This is a genomic window from Aggregicoccus sp. 17bor-14 (assembly GCF_009659535.1).
Lineage (GTDB): Bacteria > Myxococcota > Myxococcia > Myxococcales > Myxococcaceae > Aggregicoccus.
The window spans coordinates 1-24,525 of the sequence record NZ_VJZZ01000004.1 but is presented as its reverse complement, the minus strand read 5'-3'; the positions used below and the strand labels follow the sequence as shown (position 1 = coordinate 24,525).

Sequence of the window (24,525 nt, the reverse complement as noted above, 5' to 3'; positions counted from 1 at the left end):
TTGGCGGGGAATGCCCGATTGATCAGGAGCGCCCGCGGACGCTAGAGTCGACGACTCTGCGCCCTGCGGGCGCTCTTCATTTTTCAGACCCACTCCGGTCGGGGATTCCCAGCACATGGACACGTCCACCCCCTCGCGTCCCGCGTCGCGCGGCTCGCAGCGCGTCTTCGATGACCGGCCCTTCCTCGAGGCCGAGGCAGCGCTGGAGCGGGCGGGCCGCGTGGACGAGCTGGTGCGGCTCTACGAGGGGCGAGCGCGCGAGGTGCCCGCCACCGAGGCCGCGTACCTGCTGGGGCGCGCCGGCGAGCTCGCCCAGGAGCGGCTGCGCAACCCCGCGCGCGCGGAGGAGCTGTTCCGCCGGGCGCTCCTGCTCGCGCCCGAGCCGCGCGCGGCGCTGCTCGGCCTCAAGGCGCTGATGGAGGCGCGCCAGGATCCCTCCGGCCTCGCCGAGGTGCTCGAGCGCCTGGGCTCAGCGAGCCGCGGCGCCGAGGCCGCGGGCTACCTGGTGCGCGCCGCCGACCTGCACGAGCAGAAGCTGTTCCGCCGCGACCGCGCGGTGCTGTGCCTGCAGCGCGCTGCCCGCGCGGACCCCACGCAGCGCGCCGCCTACCGGCGCGTGCGCCAGCTGCTGCTCGCCGAGGATCGCTTCCAGCCGGTGTTCGACGCGCTGGAGCACGAGCGCTCGGCGCTCGGCGCCGAGGGGCTGGGCGAGGAGTACGCGCTGCTCGCCGAGCGGCTGGTGGATGATCCCACCGAGCACCCGCTCGCGCAGCGCGCGCTCGCGGTGGCGCGCGAGCTGGACCCGCAGAACGCGCGGGCCGAGAAGACGGCGCGCGCGCTCGAGAAGTTCGAGCACACCTGGCGCGACAAGGTGCGGATGCGCCGCAGCCTCTCGCTCGAGGAGCGCGACCGCAAGAACGCCGCGCGCCTCTCGCTCTCCGTCGCCAAGCTCTTCGCCTGGTACGACGCGGGCTCCGCGGCGAAGGTGAAGGAGGCGCTGGACCGATGCTTCCTGCTGTGGCCGGGCATGCCCGAGGCGCTCACCTTCATCGAGCGGCTCGCCGAGCGCGCGGGCGACTTCGCCCCGGCGCTCGCGCAGCTCGAGGCCATGGCCCAGGAGGCCAAGGACCGCGCGGCGCAGGTGGACCTGTGGCTGCGCGTGGGCACGCTGCGCCTCACGCGCCTCAGCGACGCGGTGGGCGCGCTCGCGGCCTTCGAGCGCGCGGCGGCGGTGGACCCCTCGCGCGCGGACGCGGCGAGCCTCGCCGCCGAGCTGCAGCTGGAGGCGGGGAGGGCGCCGGACGCCGTGGCCCTGCTCGAGCGCTACCTCGCCACCGTGAAGGACCGCGCCACGCAGGTGGCCCTGCGGCTGCGCCTGGCGGACCTCTGCGTCCACCCGCTGCGCCAGGGCGCCCAGGCGCGCGCGCACCTGGAGGCGGTGCTCAAGCTGGACCCGGCCAACGCGCTCGCCGCCTACCAGCTCGCGCGCCTGCTCGCCGAGGACGAGGAGCTGGAGCAGCTCGCGCCCCTGCTGGACCTGGCGCTGCTCGCGCCCCGGCCCGCCTCCGAGCGCGTGGCCTTCTGCGAGGCGCTCGCCTCCCTCTACGAGGATCGCGGGGACGCGCAGGGCGCCTTCGCCGTGCTCGCGCGCGCGCTCGCGCTCGAGCCCACGCGGCCGCTGCTGCTGGGCACCGTGCTGGAGACCGCCCAGCGCGCCGGCGCCGCCACCGCGCTCGCGCACGCGCTGCGCCGCGCCGCGCACGTGGCTCCGCCGGACGCGGGGCTCGCGCTCTGGCGCCAGCTCGCGCAGCTGCTGCAGGGGCCGCTGAAGGATCCCGCGGGCGCAGAGGCCGCGTGGCAGGAGGTGCTCGCGCGCGCCCCCGGTGACGCCGCCGCCGCCGAGGCCGTGCAGAAGCTCGCGACGGCCGCTGCCCTGGCCGAGGACCCGCAGGGCCGGCTCGAGGCCGAGCTCGCGCGCCGCGAGGCCGCCGGTGCGGCGCCTTCGGAGCTGGAGCCGCTCGCGCGCGAGCTGGTGGCGCTCGCGCCCGAGGACGTGGGTGCGGTGCAGCGCCTGCAGGCGCTCTGCGTACAGCTCGGGCACTACGAGGAGGCAGCGCTGCTCGCCGCCCGCCTCGCGACGCTGGTGGACAGCCCGCTCGAGCAGGGCGAGTGGCGCGCGCGCCAGGCGAAGCTGCTCGCCGAGCAGCTCGAGCGCCCCGAGGAGGCTGCGGCGCTCTTCCTGGACCTGCTCGCGAAGAACGTGCCCAGCGGCCTCGTGCTCGCGGGGCTCGAGCGCCTCGCGGCCGCGGGCGTGCGCACCGCGGACATCGCGGGGGCGCTCGCCGAGCACCACGGCCACACCGGGGACCACGCGCGCCAGGTGGCGAGCCTGGAGCAGCAGCTGCAGGCCACCCGCGAGCCCGCCGAGCGCCAGCGCCTGCACGCGACGCTCGCGGGGCTGCACGAGAAGCAGCTCGCGGACAGCCGCGCCGCACTCGACGTGCGCGTGCGCGCGCTGCGCGAGGACGCGACGGACGCGGTGAGCCGCACCGAGGCCTCCCGCCTCGCGCGCGACTTGGGCGCCCACGCGGAGCTGGTCGTGCTGCTCGAGGAGCTGGCCGCGCGCACGCCCGCGCTCGCCGCCTCGCTGCGCGGCGAGGCCGCGGGCCTCGCCGAGGAGGCGGGGGACCTTCCGGCTGCGGCCGGCGCGCTGGAGCGCGCGCTGGAGGCGGCGCCCGAGTCGGCGGAGCTGCTGCAGCAGCTGGTGCGGCTCTACGGCAAGTCGGGCCGCGTGGCGGACGCCGAGGCCCTGCTGCGCCGCCGCATCGGCGGGGCGAGCGGCCCCGAGCGCACCCAGCTGCTCCTGCAGCTGGTGGAGCTCAACGCGGAGCTGAACCGCCCGCTCGAGGCCGCCGAGGCCCTGCAGGCCGCGCTCACCTCGGGCGCGAGCGAAGCGAGGCACCTGCCGCGGCTCGCGGAGTTCTACGAGAAGGCAGGCCGCACCCAGGAGCTGAGCGACACGCTCGCGCGCCAGGTGGCGCTGGCCGAGGCCGCCGGGGACCGCGACCGGCTCGCGCGCCTCAAGCTGCGCCGCGCGCAGGTGCAGGCGGGCGCCCTGGGCAACGCCGTCGAAGCAGTGAAGAGCTACGCGGACATCCTGCGCCAGCGCCCCACGGACCCGGACGCGCTCGCCGCACTCGAGGGGCTGCTCGCCTCCGGCAGCGCCCGCGAGGAGGCGGCGCGCGCGCTGCTGCCCGCGTACGAGGCCACCAAGGATCACCGCAAGCTCGTCTCCGCCCTCGACGTGCTCGCCGAGGTCGCGCGCGATCCGAACATCCGCGTGAAGGCGCTGCGCCACGCGGCCCAGGTGCACCTCGTGCACCTGCGCCAGCCGGAGCTGGCCTTCGCGTCGCTTGCGCGCGCCGTGCGCCTCGCGCCCGCGGACCCCGCGCTGCGCTCCGCCGCGCGCCAGGCCGCCGAGGACGCCGAGTGCGTGGACGCCTACGCCGAGGTGCTCACCGAGCTCGCCGAAGAGGGGGGCGCGCAGGGCAATGCCGCTTCCGCGGCGGCCCGTCCGGGCCTGCTGCGCGAGCTCGCGGAGCTGCAGGAGCGCAAGCTGGACAACCGCGCCGGCGCCGTGGAGGCGCTGCGCGCGCTGCTCGCGCTGCAGCCGGGGAGCGCGGATGCGCTGCGTGCGCTCGCGCGCCTGCACCGCGCGGGCGAGGAGTGGGCCGCGCTCGCGGAGGTCCTCGAGCGCCTCGCCGCCGTCGCGCCCGAGCGCGCGGAGCAGGTCGCCTGCCTGCGCGATGCGGCGCTGGTGCACGAGCAGCGCCTCACCGACAAGGAGAGCGCGGCGGGCGCCTGGCGGCAGCTCGCCGAGCGCGATGCGCAGAGCCGCGAGGCGGCCGCGAACCTCGAGCGCCTCTACGCCGAGCTGGACAGCCCCGCGGAGCTCGCGTGGGCACTCGCGCTGCGCCGCAGCCAGGAGGGGCAGAGCCCGCAGGGGCGCGAGATCTCCTTCCGGCTCGCCGAGCTGCAGCGCACGCGGCTCGGAGCCCCGCGCGAGGCGCTCGGGCTCTACCAGGAGCTGCTCGCCGAGGACCCCGCCCACCCGGGCGCGCGCGCCGCGCTCGAGGCCTGGGTGCGGGGCGGGGAGCAGATGAGCGCCGCGGCGCTCGAGGTGCTGGACCCGGTGCTCGCGCAGGTGGGGGACCACGCCCGCCGCGTGGCCCTGCGCGAGGCGCGCATGGAGGGCGCTCCGGGCGCCGAGCGCGTGCAGCTCGCGGCCGAGCTGCGGCGCATCCAGGAGGTGGACATGCGCCAGGCGCCGCTCGCCTTCATGTCCGCCGTGAAGGCGTTCGCCGCGGGGCTGGACCGCGAGGGGCTGCGCCCCGAGCTCGAGCGGCTCGCCGAGGAGACCGGCAGCCAGGAGGTGCTCGCGGAGATGTACGAGACGGCCGCGGGTGAGCTGCCTGCGGGCGATGCCGAGGGGCTCGCGCTGCTGCGGCGCACCGCCGAGCTGCGCGAGGCACTCGGCCAGGCCGAGGAGGCCGCGCGCGCCTGGAAGGCGCTGCTCGCGCACGCGCCGCAGGATCGCCAGGCGCTCGAGAGCCTCGGTCATCTGTACGAGCGCAACCGCAACGCGAAGAGCCTCTCCGAGGTCTATGCCGCCCAGGCCCAGCTCGCGCGCGAGCCGGCCGAGCGCGCCGCGCTGCTCTTCAAGGCGGGCGCCGCCTACGCCGAGTCCGGCGAGGACGCGCGCGCGGTGGACTGCTACCGGCAGGGGCTCGCGCTGCGCAAGGATCCGCAGGGCCTGCTCGCGCTGGAGAAGCTGTTCTCGCGCCTGCGCCGCCACGAGGAGCAGGCCGAGGTGCTGCAGCAGCTCGCCGAAGGGGCGGGCGACGACGACGCGCGCCGCGGCTTCCTCCTGCGGCGCGCGCAGCTGCTGGAGAAGGAGGGCAGCGCCCAGGACGCGCTCGCCGCCTTCGCGCGCCTGCTCGAGCGGCACGCGCTGGACCCCGAGGCGGTGTACGGCCTGGAGCGGCTGCTCTCCGAGGAGCCGCTGCGCCTGGAGGCCGCGCGCCTGCTGGAGCCGGTGTACCGCTCGCTCGGGGACACGAAGAAGCAGGTGGAGATGCTGGACCTGCTGCTCGCGGGTGCGCCCGCGGGCGAGCGCCTCGCGCGCACGCAGGAGATCGCGAGCTTGCGCGAGTCGCTGGGCCAGCTCTCGCTCGCCTTCGCCGCGCGCCTGCGCGCCTTCAGCGAGCAGCCCCAGGCCCCCGGCGTGCGCGACGAGCTGGAGCGGCTCGCGGCCGAGTCGGGCGCCTACGAGGAGGTGGCCGCGGCCTACGAGGACCTGCTGGACCGCAATCCTCCCGAGCCGCTCGCGCTGGAGCTGTGGCGCCGCCTCACCGCGCTCTACGGCGAGCGCCTGCAGCGCCACGACCTGGAGGTGCGCGCACTCGAGCAGGTGAGCCTGCGCGAGCCGCAGGACCGCGAGGTGCTGGAGGCCATCGCCCTGGTGCACCGCCGCTCGGGCGCGCACCGCGAGCTCGCGGACGTGATGCGCCGCCAGGTGGCGGCGGAGCCCAGCGACACCGCGCGCGTGGGCCGCCTCTTCGAGCTCGCCGCGCTCGCCGAGGAGACGCTCCTGGACAAGGCGCTCGCCGCCCAGGCCTACGAGGACATCCTCGCGCTGCGCCCGGACAACGCGAACGCGCTCAAGCTGCTGGACAAGGTGCTCGGCGAGTCCGAGCGCTGGCCGGAGCTCGCGCGGCTGCTGGAGCGCGAGATTGCGCTCGCCGATTCGCGCAGCGCGCAGGAGGAGGCGAGCGAGCTGCGGGTGCGGCTCGGCCGCCTCAAGCTCACCCGCCTGGGAGATCCCCGCGGTGCGCTCGAGCTGTACCAGGAGGTGCTCGCGCACCGCGAGGCGCACCCGGGCGCCGTCGGCGCGCTCGAGGAGATGGCGCGCTCGGAGAGCGCCCTGCGCGGCGCGGCCGCCCAGGCGCTCGAGCCGCTCTTCGCCTCCGGAGGAGACCACCTGCGCCTCGTGCAGATGCTCGAGGCCCGCGTGGGCACCGAGACGGTGGCGCAGGAGCGCGCGGCGCTGCAGCGCCGCATCGCCGAGACCTACGCGGGGCCGCTGAACGAGGCGGAGCTGGGCTTCCTCTACGCCACGCGCGCGCTGCGCGAGGTGCCTGACGACGCGCGCTCGCTCGAGCTGTGCTTGGAGCTCGTGGACCGCGCGGACGCGGCCGAGGACTTCGGCGCGGTGCTCGAGGAGGTCGCCCCCCGCGCCTCGGACGACGCGGCGCGCCTGCGCCTGTTCCGCGCGCTCGCGCAGCTGCAGGCGAGCCTGGGGGAGGGGACTGCCGCGCTCGCCTCGTGGCGGCGCGTGCTGGAGCTCAAGCCCAGCGACGCGGAAGGCCTGGACAGCGTGGCGCGCCTGGTGGGCGCGCAGGGTACGCCCCAGGAGCTGCTCGAGGTGCTGCGCCGCCAGCTCGCGGTGGTGGAGGAGCCGGAGCGCCGCGCCGCGGTGCTGTTCCAGATCGGCACCCTGCAGGAGACGCAGCTGCGCGACGTGGCGGGGGCGCTCGCCACCTTCCGCCGCCTGCTCGAGCACCGGCCGCAGGACGCGGCCGCGCTCGCGCGCATGGAGGCCCTGTGCCAGGCGCAGGAGCGCTGGCCGGAGCTCGCGGACGTGCTCAGCCGCCGCCTCGCGGTCGTCACCGGCGCCGAGGCCCAGGAGCTGCGCTACCGGCTCGCGGTGGTGCGCGAGAGCAAGCTGATGGACCGCACCGGCGCGCTCGCCCTCTACGGCGAGGTGCTCGCCGAGGAGCCGCGGCACGCGGGAAGCCTCGCGCGGCTCGAGGCGCTGCTCTCGCGCGAGCCCCAGAACCTGCTCGCCTTCGACACCCTCGCCGCCGCGCTGCGCGCGAGCGGGGAGGGGGCGCGGCTCGCCCAGCTCATCGACGCGCGCGTGGGCGTGTCCACGGACGCTTTCGAGCGCAAGAGCCTGCTCGGCGAGCTCGCCTCGCTGCGCGAGGCGCAGGGTGAGCCCGAGCTCGCCTTCCTCGCGCTGTTCCGTGCCTTCGGGGAGGACCCCAACGACGCGGCCCTGCGCAAGCGCCTGGAGGGCGCGGCGGACGCGGCCGGCACCTGGGACGCGCTCGCGGCAGAGTACGAGAAGGCGCTGCCGCGGCTCGCGGAGCCCGCGGACGTGGCGCAGGTGTGCCTCACGCTGGGCGGCCTGCTCGAGGACCACCTCGCCGAGCCCGAGCGCGCGGTGGGCTTCTACGAGCGCGCCCGCGAGACGGACGCCGCGACCTCTCCGCGCGCGCTCGCCGCCCTGGACCGCCTCTACGCGCAGCTGGAGGCCTGGCCGGAGCTGGCGGGCATCCTGGATGCGCAGGTGGCCTCGGCAGCAGAGCCCGCGGACCAGGTGGGCTTCCTCTTCCGCCTGGGTCAGCTCGCCCACGAGCGGCTCGAGCAGCCGGACCGCGCCGCGCGCGCGCTCGAGCAGATCCTCGCGCTCGAGCCCGGCCACCTCGCCGCCGCGCGCCGCCTGGAGAGCCTCTACGAGGCCGCCGGCGCGAGCCAGAAGCTCTACGACGTGCTCAAGCTGCAGAGCGAGCGCGTGAGTGGCCACGAGCGCGAGCGGGTGCTCGCGCGCATGGCCGAGGTCAGCGCCGCGGGCCTCTCGGACGTGGGCCGCTCCATCGAGCTGTACCGGGAGCTCCTGCAGAAGAACCCGCGCAACGAGCAGGCCTTCACCGCGCTCGAGGGGCTCTACGAGCGGGCGAGCCGCCCCGAGGACCTGCAGGCCCTGCTCTCCGCGCGCCTCGCGCAGACGCTGGACCCGCGCGAGACGGTGCGCCTCAACGAGCGCCTCGGCCGCGTGCTCTACCGGCTGCAGGGCAAGCCCGAGGAGGCGGTGCCCTTCTTCAAGGCCGCGCTCGACCGCGACCCGCGCCACCGCGCCTCGCTGGAGGCGCTGCGCGACCTCTACGAGGAGACGCAGAAGCGCGAGGACCTCGTCGCCGTGCTGCGCCGGCTGGTGCCGCTGCAGGAGTCCGCGGAAGGGGTGAAGGCGCTGCGCCTGCGCCTCGCGGAGGTGCTCGCGGAGCTGGGGCGCCGCGAGGAGTCGCTGGATGCGGCGCGCCGCGCGCTCGAGGTGGAGCCGCACGCCGTCGCGGAGCTCACCCGGGTGCAGGCGCTGTTCACGGGCCTTCGCGCCTTCAACGACGCGGTGCGCGCGCTCGAGCTGCAGGCGCAGGTGCACCTGGCGGCGGACGAGCGCGAGCAGGCGGTGGCCGCGCACTTCGCGGTCGCAGACCTGTGGCAGGGGGAGGGCGGCAAGCCCGAGCTCGCCGCCGGGGCGCTCGAGAAGGTGCTCGAGCTGGACCCCGCGCACCGCCGCGCCTACGAGCGCGCAGGCCAGCTCTACCGCCAGCAGGGTGACTGGCGCGCCTACGCGCAGGTGGTGGACCGCTACGTGCCCCACCTCGTGACCGACGAGGAGAAGCTCGCCGCGCTGCGCGACCTCGCGCGCGTGCAGGAGGAGCGGCTGGGCCAGAAGGACGTGGCCTTCCTCGCCCTCTGCCGCGCGCTGCAGATCAGCGCCGCGGACGACTCGCTGCGTGAAGAGGTGGAGCGGCTCGCCGAGGAGACCGGCAGCCACGAGGAGCTCGCGGCCGTGTACGAGGAGGTGGCGGACGCGCTGCCCCGCGGGCCGCTCGCCGAGCGCCTCTACATCACGCTCGCGCGCGTGCACGACGGCAAGCTGGACGACTCGGACGCCGCCGAGGCCGCGCTGCGCAAGATCCTCGACTTCGACCCCACCAACTCCACCGCCCTGGACACGCTCGCCGGGATGTTCCAGCGCCGCGGCCAGGCGCGCGAGTACGTGGTGGCGCTGGAGCAGAAGCTCGAGGCGGCGCCCTCCATCGAGGCGCGCAAGGCCATCCTGAGGGAGATCGCCCGCGTCTACGACGAGCAGGCCGAGGAGCCCACCGAGGCGGCCGCGGCGCTGCTGCGCGCGCTCGAGCTGGAGCCGGACGCCGAGACGCTGGGCGTGCTCACCGCGCTCTACCGCCGCGAGCGCTCCTTCCCGGACGTCGTGACCACGCTCCTGCGCGCGCGCGACCTCGCGGCCACGCCGGAGGAGCGCGCGAGCATCCAGGTGGAGGTCGCCTCCGTGTACGAGCGCGACCTGGGCGACGACGAGGCCGCCATCGCCTCCTACCGCCAGGCGCTGGAGTTCGACCCGGGCAGCCGCGAGGCGCTCGAGGCGCTCGAGCGCCTGCACACGAAGCTGGACCAGCCGGCGGACCTGCTCGGCATCTACGAGCGCCAGCTCGAGCTCAGCCCCGACTACCGCGAGAAGGTGCGCGTGCTCTTCAAGAGCGCGGCCATCTGGGAGGACAAGTACCGGAACCTCGCCCACGCGGACGCGTGCGTGGAGGGCGTGCTCTCCATCGACCCGCAGAACCTGCAGGCCGTGCGCACCCTGGTGCGCCTGCGCCGCAGCCAGGAGCGCTGGGAGGACCTGGTGAGCGCCTACGAGCGCCAGCTCGCGCTCACCGCCGACCCCGCCGAGCAGGCCCAGCTGTGCGTGGAGATCGGCACCGTGTTCCACCAGCAGCTGCGGCTCGCGGACCGCGCCGTGGCGAGCTACGACCGCGCGCTCGCCATCGACCCCGCCTGCCGCCCGGCACTGCACGCGCTGGGGCAGCTGTACGAGCGCAGCGGCAACTGGCCCTTCGCGCTCGAGATGCTGCAGCGCGAGGCGGACGTGGCGGGCGAAGCGCCCGAGGCGGTGGAGCTGTTCCACCGCATGGGCAAGATCAACGAGGACATGCTCATGGACCGCGCCAGCGCGCGCGCCGCCTACGAGCACGCCCTGCGCCTGGACGCGGGCTACCTGCCCTCCATCCGCGCCCTCAAGGGCATCCAGGAGGCCGAGCAGGACTGGACCGGCTACGAGCAGACCCTGCTGCAGGAGGCCCGCCAGACCGAGGACCCCGAGGCCAAGGCGCGCGCCCTGCTGGACGTGGCGCGCTACCACCAGGACACGCGCGAGGACCGCGACACGGCCGCCGGCTTCTACGAGGAGGCGCTCAAGCACCAGCCGGACGCGCTGGAGGCGGCGCGCCCGCTCGCGGACACGTACATCGCGCGCGAGAACTGGGAGGCCGCGGAGGGGATGCTGGACATCGTGGTGCGCCGCATGGCCGAGCGCGCCGTGAGCGAGCCGGAGGCGCAGCTCTCCTCCGAGCTGTGCCGCCAGCTCTACCGCCTGGGCTACGTGGCGGAGAAGCTGGGCCGGCGCGACAAGGCGCTCGCCTCCTACGAGAAGGCCTACGGCCTGGATGCGACGTACCTGCCGGCGCTCGAGGGCTTCGGAAACCTCCTCGTGCAGACCAAGCGCTACGAGGACGCGCTCAAGGTGTACCAGTCCATCCTCATCCACCACCGCGAGGACCTCACGGACCTCGAGGTGGTGGAGGTCTACTGGCAGCTCGGTGACGTGCACGCCGCGCTCGCGCAGGCGGACCGCGCGCAGAACCACTTCGAGAAGGCGCTCGCGCTGGACCCGGGCCACGAGCCCTCCTTGCGCGCGCTCGTGGGCCTGATGGATGCGGCCGGCCGCTACGATCGCTCGGCCGAGCTGCGCCAGCAGCTGGTCAACGTGCTGGAGGGCGAGGCCAGGGCGCAGGTGTACCTGGAGCTCGCGCAGCTCGCGCGCGAGAAGCTCGAGGACCCCTACATGGCCATCGACGCGTACGTGGGCGCGCTCAAGCTCGAGCCCGAGCGGCTCGAGGTGAACGACGCGCTCTACGTGCTCTTGCGCGAGACGAAGCAGGGGGCGCGCGCGGCGGAGGTGCTCGAGCGCATGCTCGCGCTGCCCGCGCTCGCCGCCGAGCCGCTCAAGGCCAAGCGCGTGTGGTTCGCGCTGGGCGAGCTGCGCCGCGACGAGCTCAAGGACGTGGAGGGGGCGGCGGCCGCCTTCAACGCGGCGCTGGATTTGGACCACCGCTTCGTCGAGGCCTTCAGCGCGCTGGAGGCGCTGCTGGGCGGGGCGCGGCAGTGGAAGGTGCTCGAGGAGAACTACGTGCGGATGCTCGGGCGCATCCCCAAGGGACCCGAGACGCACGCAGCGCGCATGGCGCTGTGGCGCGCGCTCGGCGACCTCTACGTGCAGGTGCTCAAGAACCCGGAGGGGGCGCTCGCCGCCTACGGCGTGGTGTCCAAGGGCCTGCCGGACGAAGCCGCGGTGCAGGAGACCTACGCGGAGATCGCCGGGGCCATCGCCGGCAAGGAGGACGAGGCGATCGCCGCGCTGCGCCGCGCGCTGCCGGGCACCAAGGACCCGAAGAAGGTGTGCAGCCAGCTCGTGCGCCTGTGCGCGCTGCGCAAGGACTACGACGGGGCGTGGATGGCGGCCCAGGTGGTCTCGGGCCTCATCGGCGAGCCCGGCGAGGACGAGCGCGAGATCCTCACCAAGCTGGGGCCCTACGCCCAGCGCAAGGAGGTGGCGCAGCGCCCGCTCACGGACAGGCTCTGGCAGACCCACCTCCTGCACCCCAAGGTGCGCGGGCCGCTGGCCGAGCTGATGGGGATGCTCTTCGAGCAGGTGGGGCACCTGTACGCCGCGCCCTTCACCCACTACCAGGTGGTGCCCAAGAAGCACCGCATCGACGTGGCCAGCGCGCAGGAGTACCACGTGCACCACTACCGCTCGGTGGCACGGCTCTTCGGCATGGAGGGCGTGGAGCTGTACTCGCCCTTCCTCGTGGCCACCCGCGAGCGCCTGGGCAAGCGCAGCAACGAGCCGGTGCCCGAGCCGCTCGTCAATGTGGAGGTGCTGCAGACGCAGCCCCCCTGCGTGCGCGTGGGCGGGAAGTTCTTCGCGGAGCAGGGCACGCGCGAGGTGCACTACCTGCTGGGACGCGCGCTCGCGCTGGTGCGCCCCGAGCTCGCGTTCAGCCAGCGCCTCGCGCCCGAGCGGCTCGAGGCGGTGCTGCAGGCGGCGCTCAGCCTCGCGGTGGGCCCGCTGCGCGTGACGGCGGACCCGCGCGCGGTGGACGCGGAGCGCAAGCTGCTGGAGAAGCACCTGCCCGAGCCCGCGCGCGCGGCGCTCGCGCGGCTCGCGCGCGAGTACCTGCCCACCGCTACGCCGGACGACGTGCGCCAGTACCTGGACGGCGCGGAGCTCACGGCGGTGCGCGCGGGCCTCTTCGCCGCCGGCGAGCTCGAGCCGGTCAAGCGCATGGTGATGGCGGAGACGGCGAGCAGCCAGCGCCTCAGCCCGCGCACCAAGCTGCGCGACGCGATGGTGTTCGCGGTGAGCGAGGACCTGCGTGACCTGCGCGTGGCCGTGGGCACGCACGTGGAGGTGCTGGTGCGCAAGTAGCGCCTGCGCGTCCACAGGGCTGTGTCAGCCCCAGCATCCGAGCAGGCGGCACCCGGGGGAGTCTCCTTGACCCCCCTGGGGCCCCCCTCTACGATTTTTCCTCAGGCTTTCCGCCGACTTTTACGAGCTTCAGCAGGGGACCGATGCGCTTCGTGTGCGACAGCTGCCGCGCGCAGTACATGATCAGCGACGACAAGGTTGGCGCCAAGGGCGTCAAGGTTCGTTGCAAGAAGTGCGGCCACGTCATCACCGTGCGTCCCGCAGGCGCCGTGGCGCCGCGCGAGGAGGAGGGCAGCGACGCCCAGGCGCCCGCCGCCGCGCCTCCCGCGGCGGACCGCACGCCCCCGGGCGGCATGCCCGCGGCCACCGGCACTCCGCCCCCGGGCGGCCTCTTCGGCGGCGGCGTGGAGGACGACGAGATCGGCGCCGTGTTCGACTCGGTGCTCAACTCCGGGCCCCACCGCATGCCGGCGCCCCCGCCTCCTGCCGAGGAGGACCTGGACAGCACGCGCGTGATGGACATGGACGCCGCGCGCAGGCTGCAGGAGGCGGCGGCCGCTGCGGAGAACCCCGCGCAGCACGACTGGTTCGTCGCCATCGACGAGAAGCAGGTGGGCCCGCTCACGCTCGAGCGCGTGAAGGATCACTGGGAGCGCGGCGAGGTGGGCGCGGACAGCCTGTGCTGGCGCGCAGGCTTCGCGGACTGGCTCCCGCTCTCGGACGTGCCCGAGCTCGCGAGCGTGCTCGCGCCCCGGCCCGCGCGCCCCGTCATCGTGGCCCCGGCCTCCGTGGCGCAGGCGCCTGCCGCCGTGGTCAACGTGCCGGTGGAGTCCGCCTTCAACGCGGGCGGGGTGATGAGGAGCGTGCGCTCCGAGGCGCCGGTGCTCGCAGGCGCGCCCGCGGAGGAGCCCAGCGGCAGCGGCTGGAAGCCCTCCGCCGCGAGCATGCTCGCCTCGCTGGTGAAGGAGGAGAACGAGGCGCTCAGCAAGCCGCCGCCGCGCGTTCCCTCCGCCCAGCCGCAGCGCCCGGTGCTGCAGCCCGCGGTGCCCGGCCTGCTGGATCTCTCCACCGCGGAGACCTCGCCGCACCTCCCCGTGGCGCCTCCGGTGCTCGACGACGCGGCCTCCTACGCCACGCGCGGGCTGCCCACCGTGCAGCCCGCGCCCGTGTACCCCACGTACACGCCGCCGCCGCCCGCGCGCGGTGGCAATCGCAAGGTGGTGCTCGCCGCGGCGCTCGGTGCCCTGGTGGCCGCGGGCGCTGCCGCAGGCGGCATCTACGCCCTCACCCGGCCCTCCGCGCCGCCTCCCGCCGCGCCCGTCGCCGAGGCGCCGCGTCCCGTGACGCCTCCGGTCGCCGCGGTCATCCCGCCGCCTGCGCCCCCGCCGGCCGCTGCGACCGCGCCGGCCGCCACCCCCGCGCAGACGCCGCCCGCCGTGGCCACCGCGACGCCGCCCGCCGTGCAGCCTCCGGCCCCGACGAATGCCGCGCCGAGCGCCCCCGTGGCCCGCGCAGAGCCTCCGGCCACGGTCGCCGCCGCGCCGCGCCGCGAGCGCACCGCGCACGCCTCCTCGACGCGCACCGAGGCGCCGCCGAAGCCGGCCGAGGAGCCCAAGGCCCCCACGCGCACGGCCTCCGCCTCCTCGAAGAGCGCGGACGGCGACGACGACTTCGACGAGCTGTTCGAGACGAAGAAGGCCCGCAAGGAGCCCGAGGCCCAGGCGCCCGCGCGCAAGAGCTCCTCCACCTACGTGCCGCCCGCGCCGGGCAGCGGTGACGTGCTGGAGCGGCTCGGCCAGTCGGACATCGTCGCCGTGGTGCTCGCGAGCAAGCCTGCGCTGGGCAAGTGCCGCGAGGAGCACCTCAAGCGCCACCCGGACCTCACCGGCCGCATGGTGATGCGCTGGACCATCCAGACCAACGGCCGCACCTCGGGCGTCGCGGTGCAGAGCGACGAGTTCAAGGGCAGCTACGCCGCCACCTGCTTCAGCGGCCTCATCAAGAGCTGGACCTTCCCCAAGCACCGCGTGCAGGGCGATCCCATCGACTTCCCCTTCACGCTCTGACGGGAAGTACGCCGCACCGCAGCATACCGAAGGCCCTCTCACCTGCCTGGCGAGGGGGCCTTCGTGCGTGGGACGCCACTTTCCCTGGCGGCCCTGCTCGGCTACAAGCCGCGCCCGTGCGACCCGCCTCACTCATCCCCCGGCTTCCGGACCTGCCCGTGCGGCGCGTGGAGGAGATGGGCCTCAAGGAGCTGGAGCGCATCCGGCTCATCCTGCGCGGCGGCTCGGTCATCGAGTGGCGGCGCATGCACTTCCAGGAGCGCGACGAGGTCGACCGCTTCCTGAAGATCTGCCTCCTGGATCTCACGCGCCCCGCGGACGAGGCGTGGGCGCGCCAGGTGCTCGCGGACGCGGTGGAGTACCTGCGCCGCACCTTCGGGTACCGGGTGGCGGACGCGGTGGCCAACCCGGGCGAGATCCACGATCTCTTCCTCTACGCGAGCGGGGTGGGGGGAGACCGCAAGTACCGCCGCATCGCGTGCATCGTGCTCAAGGTGATGCACGTCATCCAGCACATCGAGGGGCGCGACCTGCTCTTCCGCCTGCCCGTCTCCGAGGTGGAGCTCGCGGAGCTGGTGACGAGCAAGGTGCTCAAGGTGGCCAAGGAGCTGGAGCTCAAGGGCCTGCCCATCGTGGAGTTCGCGGACAGCATCAAGACGCGCGAGTCCATCATCACCAAGCTGCTCGCGAAGAAGGAGCACGTGGCGGCGCAGGTCTACGATCGCACGCGCTTTCGCATCGTGACCCGCACGCGCGCGGACATCCTCCCGGTGCTCTACGCGCTCACCCAGCGCCTCTTTCCCTTCCACACCGTCGTCCCCGGCCAGACCGAGAACACGCTCATCTCCTTCAAGGGGCTGCTCGAGGACCACCCGCACTTCCGCGAGTACGTAGAGCAGCTGCACCTGGACCTCGACTACGAGGACCGCGAGGCGAGCGGCGGCAACCCCTTCTCGGGCCACACCTACAAGGTGCTCAACTTCGTGGTGGACGTGCCGGTGCGCATGGACGCATACCTGCCGCCGCCCGAGCGCGACCGCCGCCCGCGCAAGGGCCGCGTGGTCTTCACGTCGGTGGAGTTCCAGATCGTGGACGTGGAGACGGCGCGCCAGAACGAGGAGGGGGAGAACGCCCACGCTCTCTACAAGCGCCGCCAGCGCCGCCGCGTGCTGCGCCGCCTCTCCAGCGGCCTCGTGGTGCCCAAGCGCACCCCGTAGAAAGCAGAGCGGGGCGCCCTCTCGAGCGCCCCGCCACGTGCTGCCGGAGACCGCCTACTTCTTCTTGCGGTTCTTCTTCTTGTTCGCCTTCTCGCGCTTGCGGCGCTCCTTGATGGCGTCGCGGTCCTCGCTGCTCGTCTGGACCTGGCCCGGAGGCGCGTAGCCCATGAGGCGCGCGCGCGCCATGGCGGCCTGGCCCATGGGGGGCGTGTAGCCCGGGGCCACCTGGGGCAGCTGCAGGGGCATGCCGCCCATGCCGCCGCCACCGCCCATGCCGCCCATCATCTGCTGCATCATGCGCGCGTCCCCGCCGCCGCCGCCCAGCATGCTGCCCAGGTCCATGTTCTTCATCTTGGACAGCTGGCCCAGCTGCTTGAAGCCGGGGATGCGCCCGAGCAGGCCGGGGTTCGCGCCGATGCTGCCCATCACCTGCTGCATCATCTGGAACTTGCCCAGCAGCTCGCGCACCTCCTCGGTCTTGCGGCCCGAGCCCTTGGCGATGCGCTTCACGCGGCTGTCGTTGATGAGGGAGGGGTTCGTGCGCTCCTTCTCCGTCATCGAGCAGTACATCGCCTCGATCTTGGTCAGCTCGCTCTCGTCCGGGTTGAGCTGCTCGGTCATCTCGCCGAAGAGGGGGAACTTCTCCAGCAGGTCCTTGAGCGGCCCCATCTTGCGGACCATGCGGATCTGCTCGACGAAGTCCTTCATCGTGAAGTTGCCCGAGAGGAGCTTCTTCGCATCCTCCTCGGCCTTCTTCTCGTCGACGACCTCCTTGAAGTCGTTCATCAGCCCGACGATGTCGCCGAAGCCGAGGATGCGGCCGGCGAGCCCGTCCGGGCGGAACTCCTCGAGGCGGTCCATCGCCTCGCCCATGCCGAGGAACTTGATGGGCTTGCCGGTGACCTCCTTGATGGAGAGCGCCGCGCCGCCGCGCGCGTCACCGTCCAGCTTGGTGAGGATGAAGCCGTCGAGCCCGAGGCGCCGGTCGAACTCGGCCGCGGTGCGCACCGCGTCCTGGCCGATCATCGCGTCGCACACGAGCAGGATGTTGTCCGGGTGCACCGTGCCCTTGATCGCCTCGAGCTCGGTCATCAGCGCCTCGTCGATGGCGAGGCGGCCGGCCGTGTCCACGATGACCACGTCGCACTGCTGCGCACGCGCTGCGGCGTAGCCCTTCTCCGCGAGCTGCGGGGGCTGCAGGCCGGGCTCGTGGAAGACGGGAACCTTGAGCCGCTCGCCGAGCACCTTGAGCTGGTCCACGGCGGCCGGGCGGTAGATATCCGCGGCGACGAGCAGGGGCTTGCGGCCCTCCTTGAGCAGCTTGCTCGCGAGCTTGCCGGTGGTCGTGGTCTTACCGGAGCCCTGCAGGCCGACCATCATGATGCCGGAGACCTGGCCCTTGGGCTTGAGCTTGAGGCTGGTGTCCACCGGGCCCATCAGGGCCTCGAGCTCGTCGTGGCAGATCTTGACGAAGTGGTCGCCTGCCCGGACGGTGCGCTTCTGGCCGGCCTTGTCCGTGATGGTGGTCTGCACCACCTCGCCCACGGCCTTCTCACGCACGCGGGCGACGAACTTCTTCACGACGTCGAAGGCGACGTCGGCTTCCAGGAGGGAGACGCGGATGTCGCGCAGCGACTCGTCCACCATCTCCTGGGTGATCTCGGTCTTTCCGGCCAGGCGGTTCTTGGCGGCGCGGAAGCCCTTGGTAACGGTCTCGAGCATGGGAGCGCACTTATAACAGCGCGCCCCGGGATGCGACTCCGCTGATGGGTTCCGCGTTGCCGCGCGCCGACAGTTGCGCCAAGGTGCCCCGCCGCAAGGCCTCTCCCGCACGAGTGGCGAAACTGGCAGACGCAGCGGACTTAAAATCCGCTGGCCCGAGAGGGCCGTCCGGGTTCGATCCCCGGCTCGTGCATCCCTTTTCTCCCCGCGCTTCAGGGGCTTAGGCGTCCCCCTCCGCGCGTGTGCCCCGGATGTGCCCCTGGGCCCCTCCGTCGAGGAGCCCCACCGCGTCGCGCCGCACGTCGGGCGACAGGTGCGCGTAGCGCATCGTCATCTCCAGGCTCGCGTGCCCTAGCAGCTCCTGCACGCTCTTGAGGACGGCGCCGCGCATGACGAGGTGGCTCGCGAAGGTGTGGCGCAGCGTGTGCCAGCCTACCTCCCGGAGGCCCGCCCGCCTGCACGCCCGGAGGAGGGCAGAGCGGACGGTGTCGTTCTTCAGGTAAGTCCTGGCCGCGTCGCAGAACACGAAGGGCCCCCGCAGGTGCGGGTGCGCCTGCAGGGCGTCGAGTGCCCGCGCGTTGAGGGGCACCTCGCGGCTGCGGCCGCCCTTGGGGCTGCCGAAGTGGCCGCGCCATACGGTACGCCGCACCACGAGGCGCCCGGCGACGAGGTCCACGTCCTCCCAGCGCAGCGCCTGCAGCTTGCGAAGCGAAACCTCGCTTCAGCCGCCTAGCGCAGGTGCCGCCACGTGCGCCCCGTCACCGCAGCTCCTACCGTGCTGAGGCTGCAGCCCGCCTCCTGCGCGAGCGCGCGCAGCGTCGCGCCCTCCGCGCGTCGGCGGCGCAGCTCGCGCACCTGCGCCTCGGTGAGGCGCGCCTGGGTGTTGCCCTCGCCTGGAAACGCTCACGTGAAACCGCGGAAGAGCGAGCAGGACGAGCGCGGGAGTTGAGCGGATCGCGGGCTGCTCGCGGCCTGAGATGTTCTCGGTGGAAGCGTAGCAGTCGGACGGAAAACTGGCGCTGGCGGGCGGGCGGGTAAGGCTCGGGGCTGTCGGAGGTGCCGGCGCTGGACGTCCTGCTCGCACGCGACTGCCGTGCGTGCGGCAGCCGCTTCCTTCTGTGCCGGCGGTGCGACCGCGGCCACGCGTACTGCGCCGAGGCGTGCGCAGCGGGGGCACGGGGACGGCAGCTGCGGGAGGCGGGCCGGCGCCACCAGGCGAGCGCCGAGGGCCGGGCCGACCACGCCGACCGGCAGCGTGCGTACGCCGCGCGCAGGCGTGCAGGGCAGCCGCGAGGACGTCGGGGCCCGCGACGCGCTGCGCCGCTGACGCATCCGGCTTCTGGTGCGCGAGGCGCGCAGCTACCCATGGCCTCCGTTGCGCACGCAGGCCGCACGGATGCGGCCCGGCCGATGCGCACGGAGGTAGTCATTCATGTCCTCCCTGCTGCCGCCGCCCAGTCCGAGGCCCCGCCTGTGGCTCGCGATGGAGCCGCACGAGCGCGAGTTGCGTCTGTCGCTGGCGCAGTCCTTTGGCGGGCCGCTGTTGCGCGCGCGACTGCCTCTCTGGCCGCACGCCTCCACGGCGCTGCCCCAGCTACTCGAGTCGCTGTCGGACTGGGTGGGCGGGCCCTTGTGCGCTGTACTCGATGCGGACGCGCCGGACGTGCGCCGGCGGCCCGAGGCCTGGCAGCGCCTGCTGGGTAGCTGCGTGGGGCCGCGCGTGGACGTGGAGTGGGTGGCGGTGCCGCCGGGGCGCAGTGGCGCCCAGCGCGGACGGCGCCACGAGGCGGACAGGTTCCTCTCGGCCGTGGGCCCGCAGGGACGCGCCCGCCCGCTGCTCGCCTTCGCGGCGCTGGGGAGGGCGCGGTGATTTCCCCCGAGGTGCGCGCACAGGCCCGCCGGCTGGTGCTGGTGGAGGGGATGAAAGTCGAGACGGTGGCCCGCCGCTTCGGCGTGCACCACTCCACCGTGCGCCGCGCGCTCGAGGAGCCCGAGGAGGCGCCCGCGCGCCGCCCCTCCATCGTCGACCCCTTCAAGGACTTCCTCGTGCAGCGCCTCACCGAGGCGCCCGACATCTCCAGCGTGCGGCTGCTGGCGGAAGCGCGCGCCCGCGGCTACCCCGGGGGCGTCGCCCAGCTGCGCCGCTACGTGGCCCGCGTGCGCGCGCCGGTGCGAGGGCGCAAGGCCTACCTGCGCGTGGAGATGGAGCCCGGGGAGCAAGCGCAGGTGGACTGGGGCAGCTTCGGAAGCCTTCGCGTGGGCCGCAGCGTGCGGCCCCTCTCCGCCTTCCTCATGGTGCTCTCCTGGAGCCGCGCCCTCTTCGTCGACTTCGCCTTGGACCAGCGCATGGAGACATTCCTCGAGATGCACCGGCGCGCGCTCGACTTCTTCGGCGGCGTGCCGCGCAGAATTCTCTACGACAACCTCAAGTCGGTGGTGCTGCACCACGCGGGCGCCACGGTGCAATTCAACCCGCGCTTCCTCTCCTTCGCCGGCCACTACCTCTTCGAGCCCGTGGCCGCCCCCGTGCGCTACCCCGAGGCCAAGGGCCGCGTGGAGGGCGCGGTGAAGTACCTGCGCCACAGCTTCTTCTACGGCCGCACCTTCTCCTCCCTTGCCGACGTACGGCAGCAGGCGGCCGCCTGGCGCGACGAGACGGCCAATGCGCGCCTGCACGCGACGACGCGCGAGAGGCCCGCCGAGCGCCTCGTCCTCGAGCGCCCGCGCCTGCGCGCGCTTCCCGCGCGGCCCTACGACACCGACTTCGTGGACACGTGCGTCGTGCACAAGGAGGCGCGCGTCGCCTTCGACTCCAACACCTACTCAGTGCCCCTGCAGCACGTGGGCAAGACGGTGCAACTGCGCGCGGGCGCGACGCACGTGCGGGTGCTGGACGAGAAGGGCGAGGAAGTCGCCGTGCACGAGCGCTGCTGGGACAGGCGCCGGGCCCTCGAGCACGCCGAGCACCTGGAGAAGCTGCTGCTGCGCCGCCCCGGCGCCCACCTCTCCCACAGCCGAGACCGCATTGCCGCCCTCTGCCCGGAGGCCCCGCTGTACCTGCGCGAGGCCGCCCGCAGCCGCCGCAGTTTGAAGAACGAGATTGAGCGCCTCACGCGGCTGCTGGAGCGCTACGGGCGCACCGAGCTCTCCGCCGGCCTCGTCATGGCCCACCGTCTCAAGCACTACGGCGCCCCCTTCGTGCAGGCCCTCATGGACCAGGAGCGCTTCCGCCGCGGCCAGGCAGAGGCGCCCCAGCCCGTCCTCACCGGCAACACCCTCGCCGACTCCCTCGTCGTCGAGCCCCACCCCCTGGAGACGTACGATGCCCTCTTCGACGGCCGCAGCAGCGACGACGCACGCAGCAGCAGCAGCGCAGACGGCGACGGCAGCGACGGTGAGCACCATGAACGCTGATGTCGCGACCCTCTCCCTCGAGCAGGTGATGCGGGCCTTGAGCCTCGCCCACGCCGCGGGCCTGCTGGATGAGTACTCGCAGCGCGCCATCGCCCGCGCGGAAAGCCCCACCGGCTTGCTCGACACGCTCATGCGCGAGCAGCTGCGCCACCAGACGGAGGCCCGCGCGAGGCTCGCCCTGCGGCGCTCCTCCATCTTCCCGCTCACGAGCCTCGCGACGTACGACTTCGACTACCCCCAACAGATTGACCGCGAGCTGTGCCTGCGCGCTGCCACGCTCGCGTTTCTGAAAGAGAAGACGAACATCGTCTTCGTGGGACCCAGTGGCGTCGGCAAGACGCACCTGGCCAATGCGCTGGGGCAGCTCGCGTGCCTGCAGGGCCATCGGGTGAAGTTTGTCGTCGCCGCAGACCTCGTGAACCACCTCGTCGCCGCCCAGGCGCGCAACGCCCTAGCCCGCGCCCTCACCACCTGGGGCGCCTACGAGCTGCTCCTCATCGACGAGCTCGGCTACCTGTCCTTCGACAGCCGCGGCGCCGACCTGCTGTACCAAGTCTTCAACCGCCGCTACCAACGCGGCAGCACCATCGTCACCACCAACTTGCCCTTCAAGGAGTGGGGCAAGCTCTTCAGCAACGCGGCCGCCGCCTCCGCCATCGCCGACCGCCTCGTGCACAAGGGCCTCCTCATCCGCATCTCCGGCAAGTCCCGCCGCTCTGACCAGGAGGTGGTGCAGGAGTAGCCCGCTGCCAAGAGTCCGTGCGGCGGCCAACGCACGCGCGCGCTCAAAGTCTTCAGGCCCGACCCGCGTCTCCGGCCTTGCGCCGGGGCGGAACACCGCGCTCAACTCAGAAAACGATCGCGGTGGACGCGGTCGAAACGCCGCGCTTCCTCAAGATCGCTTCCATCGAGGGCTACGAGTATCAGCAATTTGAGACCGGGACGCAGCCCTTCTGGACGCCGCTTCGCTTCCTAGGTCAGTACGCAGACGCCGAGACAGGCCTCTTTGAGAACTGGAACCGGTATTACGACCCGGGCGCCGGCCGATATATGGAAACTGAGCCGCTACTTGTAATGGCTCCTGGCGTAATGCCTGCGTATTCTTATGCCAATGGCAATCCGGTCAACATGGCGGATCCCTCTGGATTGACTTTGTATTTCGCGGACAGCACGGCCAAGTCGCTGGCCAGTCGCCTTTCCAAATCGGCCGGTGGTGCTGCGCTCATGAATTATCTTGAGCAGTCCCCATTGCAGTTCACGATATATGGAGACGTGCTTCCTCCTGACTATTTCCCCAAGAATGCATATGGGATTGCAGGCAATCTCAAGGGTAAGGAGACCAACCACGTTGGGATCAGAGACACAGGCCAAGTGTGCACTCTTCCCGGCGAGGATGTTCGACTGTTTAGCACCCGGGCAATTCTTGCAAAGCTAAATCCAGTGGCAAACCTTGGCCATGAGTTGATTCACGCTGCGCTTTGGACCATTAAATCCACGGGCCAGACTGGATATCCTGGGTTTCTTGAGCAGTGGATTGACGACGCAGATGAGGACGGGGGGCTGCCTGGAGAAGAGGGGGATCCGTTTAGTCCGCATGCGCTCATGGGAGAAACGGCGAATATGGCGTGGGGAAATCTCTGAGTTGCGATTTTCTGGGAGGCGGTCGTGAATGCTTACTGGATCTTGGCATTTTTGGGTTTTTTGTTCCCAGCGATGGGCCAGCCGCGTGAGTCTCTTGAGGCGCTCGGATTTAGCAGGGGGACGAATTCGGATGACGGCAGCAGCTTCGTGTCGTCGAAGCGGGTGAGCCATGAAGGTGTCGGCGATGTCGCGCTCATCGCATTCGGTGAGCGCGGGCGTATTGTGGCGCTTGTGATTGATCCGCTCAAGGCTACCTCGGTGCTGCTGAGAGAAATAAGAGCAGCGCCGCGGTGCAAGGAGTTGGACCCATTGACCTATTCCTGTCAGGTTCAGGGTGTTGGGTTGATGGGGGTTAAGGCGTGTGGCCGGGTTTTGGTTCTGTTCAAGGGGGAGCGGCTCGAGGCTGATTCGCAGGCAGCTCAAGCCTGCAAGTTGGGCGCGCGGGGAGGAATCGCCATTGAATGAGCGTCTTCCCGCCGCCAGTGGCGCTGAGTGACCGTGTCGGGCCTGAACACCGTGGGTTTCCGGGGCCGCTGGAGTGCAGGAACCGGTGTGAGGTATGCGAGTCGTCAATGGGGGACTGACGCGAGCCGAGGGATGCCCGTCGCGGCTCCGAACACCAGCCCCTGCAGCCTTGGCTTTTGCTCTGGTAAGGCATGGCGTTCACGCGCACTCGGGGTTCCCCGAACTTTAGCAAAACAAGGGTGGCCGGGCGCTTCGAATCAACGCTGATGCTGACTGCATGGGCTGTGTCTGTCGGGGTGAAAGCCGGCTGCGGTTTCTCACGGCATTCCAAACCCTCCAGAAGTCGTTATTGGCGGCGGTGCGCGGCCGTCGGCGCCGCAGTAATTGGCAGAACGTCTCCCCTGGACAGACAGCGTACATACGCCCCCCTTCGCTTCTTCCCCGTTTCTCCGCTCGCGCCTCGGGCGCCGTCATGCAAGCATCGGCAGCCGGCACGTCCCCCGGGTGGACCGCTTACTAAGAGAAGCTGGAACATCGCTGCGGCAAAGCTCGCGCGCGCTGAAGGGGAGCTTGTTGCTCTCACGGCGCCCCGAAATCCCCCGCGCAGTTCGGTGCGCGACGTGGCCAGCCCGTCAGGCGGGCTAACGCGCCGCTCGACTGAAACGGCGATGACACCCCGCGTGGCAGGGTCGGCTGGACGCAAGGGGATGCCGATATACTGGGTAGTGAAAGCCACTCAGTGGTGCTGAAGCGGCAAATCCACAGGCGCATCAGGTGCCCGGTATGTGCCTTCCGGCGCGGAAGCAAAGGGGACAGGGCGGGATGAGGTGGAGCGCGAAGGAGGAATTTCAAGGGATTGACGGGTGACGTACCATCTTGCCCCGGGTGTTCCCTGTCTTCGATTCCCGCTTCCTCTACTGAGTCCGTCAAGTCGCCTCGGGGTTCCTCTTGGAGCGGGAGCCTGTCCGAGCAGGCGCGGGGGAAGTGCTAAGTCACAGCATCTCGGCGGAGGCCTCAGTAGTTGCAACGCCGCGTGACCGAAGTGCACCTACCTGCAGCCTGAGGACTGATGCTTTGCGTGTTGCAAGCGATCGCGCGGTACACAGGTAGTCGGAAACGGAGGGGCTCCTGAAGCAACGGGGGAGGGCGATGCGTCGGGCGGCGCCCTGAGGCACCGGAGCGCTAACTTCACGCTCGACTCCTCGGTACAGGCGATGGATCGCCATGGGCGAGAGTAGGGCAGGCCCTACCATGTGCCCCGTATGTGCCCCGACAGCGGGGAACGGGGCACCACGGGAGGGTACGGGACGGCACGAACCGGAGGCCAAATCTCCGGAAAGACGAGGACAGGGCGGGCAAGTGCGCGTCCTGATTATGGGTTTCCCCTGCCCTCGGCGGGTTCGATCCCCGGCTCGTGCATCCCTTTTCTCCCCGCGCTTCAGGGGCTTAGGTCCTCATCCGCGTAACCGCCCGAGCGCCGACGTGACCCTCGGGCGCACCTTGGCAATGACCTGAGCAGCAGCTCGGCCAGACGTGTGAGGCTTGGAGTCCTTGGTGCCGTTGAGCGCGGGCTACGAGGTGTTCG

The 24,525-nt window shown here is 72.4% G+C and carries 10 protein-coding genes and 1 tRNA gene; 9 read left to right on the top strand and 2 right to left on the bottom strand.

Features of this window, described 5'->3' with window-relative positions:
- Nucleotides 1-115: 115 nt before the first annotated feature.
- The 3 genes from FGE12_RS08815 to FGE12_RS08805 all read left to right on the top strand — a co-directional run bounded on the left by FGE12_RS08815 (nucleotide 116) and on the right by FGE12_RS08805 (nucleotide 15,698).
- Entirely contained in the window at nucleotides 116-12,415 is a 12,300-nt protein-coding gene (locus FGE12_RS08815) for a tetratricopeptide repeat protein (protein ID WP_153865982.1), read from the top strand.
- 143 nt (nucleotides 12,416-12,558) lie between these two features.
- Entirely contained in the window at nucleotides 12,559-14,481 is a 1,923-nt protein-coding gene (gene gltJ / locus FGE12_RS08810; RefSeq protein ID WP_153865981.1) for an adventurous gliding motility protein GltJ, read from the top strand.
- Nucleotides 14,482-14,597: 116 nt separating this feature from the next.
- A complete protein-coding gene (locus FGE12_RS08805) occupies nucleotides 14,598-15,698 on the top strand; it encodes a TIGR04552 family protein (RefSeq protein WP_194797719.1) in 1,101 nt (366 codons plus the stop codon).
- 54 nt (nucleotides 15,699-15,752) lie between these two features.
- Here FGE12_RS08805 and ffh read toward each other — a convergent pair whose 3' ends face one another.
- Nucleotides 15,753-17,420, bottom strand: coding sequence for a signal recognition particle protein (ffh, locus tag FGE12_RS08800; protein WP_153865980.1), 1,668 nt, complete (start codon nucleotides 17,418-17,420; stop codon nucleotides 15,753-15,755).
- A gap of 107 nt (nucleotides 17,421-17,527) precedes the next feature.
- Between ffh and FGE12_RS08795 the strand changes: the two genes are divergently transcribed.
- Nucleotides 17,528-17,613, top strand: a tRNA-Leu gene (locus tag FGE12_RS08795).
- Between the two features lie 27 nt (nucleotides 17,614-17,640).
- Here FGE12_RS08795 and FGE12_RS08790 read toward each other — a convergent pair.
- On the bottom strand, nucleotides 17,641-18,111 hold the full coding sequence (locus FGE12_RS08790; protein WP_228530701.1) for a site-specific integrase: 471 nt from the start codon (nucleotides 18,109-18,111) through the stop codon (nucleotides 17,641-17,643).
- Nucleotides 18,112-18,852: 741 nt separating this feature from the next.
- On the opposite strand from FGE12_RS08790, the gene FGE12_RS08785 reads away from it, so the two are divergent.
- The 5 genes from FGE12_RS08785 (at nucleotide 18,853) to FGE12_RS08765 (ending at nucleotide 22,940) form a co-directional block, all read left to right on the top strand.
- Nucleotides 18,853-19,290 (top strand): hypothetical protein, encoded by a 438-nt coding sequence (locus FGE12_RS08785; RefSeq protein ID WP_153865978.1) that lies wholly within the window; start codon nucleotides 18,853-18,855, stop codon nucleotides 19,288-19,290.
- Entirely contained in the window at nucleotides 19,287-20,834 is a 1,548-nt protein-coding gene (gene istA / locus FGE12_RS08780) for an IS21 family transposase (RefSeq protein WP_153865977.1), read from the top strand. Before FGE12_RS08785 ends, istA begins: the two co-directional genes overlap by 4 nt.
- On the top strand, nucleotides 20,824-21,576 hold the full coding sequence (gene istB, locus FGE12_RS08775) for an IS21-like element helper ATPase IstB (RefSeq protein ID WP_194797718.1): 753 nt from the start codon (nucleotides 20,824-20,826) through the stop codon (nucleotides 21,574-21,576). Before istA ends, istB begins: the two co-directional genes overlap by 11 nt.
- Nucleotides 21,577-21,698: 122 nt before the next feature.
- Nucleotides 21,699-22,475: an RHS repeat-associated core domain-containing protein gene (locus tag FGE12_RS08770; protein WP_194797717.1), complete on the top strand. Its 777-nt coding sequence runs from the start codon at nucleotides 21,699-21,701 to the stop codon at nucleotides 22,473-22,475.
- Between the two features lie 24 nt (nucleotides 22,476-22,499).
- Nucleotides 22,500-22,940, top strand: coding sequence for a hypothetical protein (locus tag FGE12_RS08765; RefSeq protein ID WP_153865974.1), 441 nt, complete (start codon nucleotides 22,500-22,502; stop codon nucleotides 22,938-22,940).
- Nucleotides 22,941-24,525 lie beyond the last annotated feature (1,585 nt).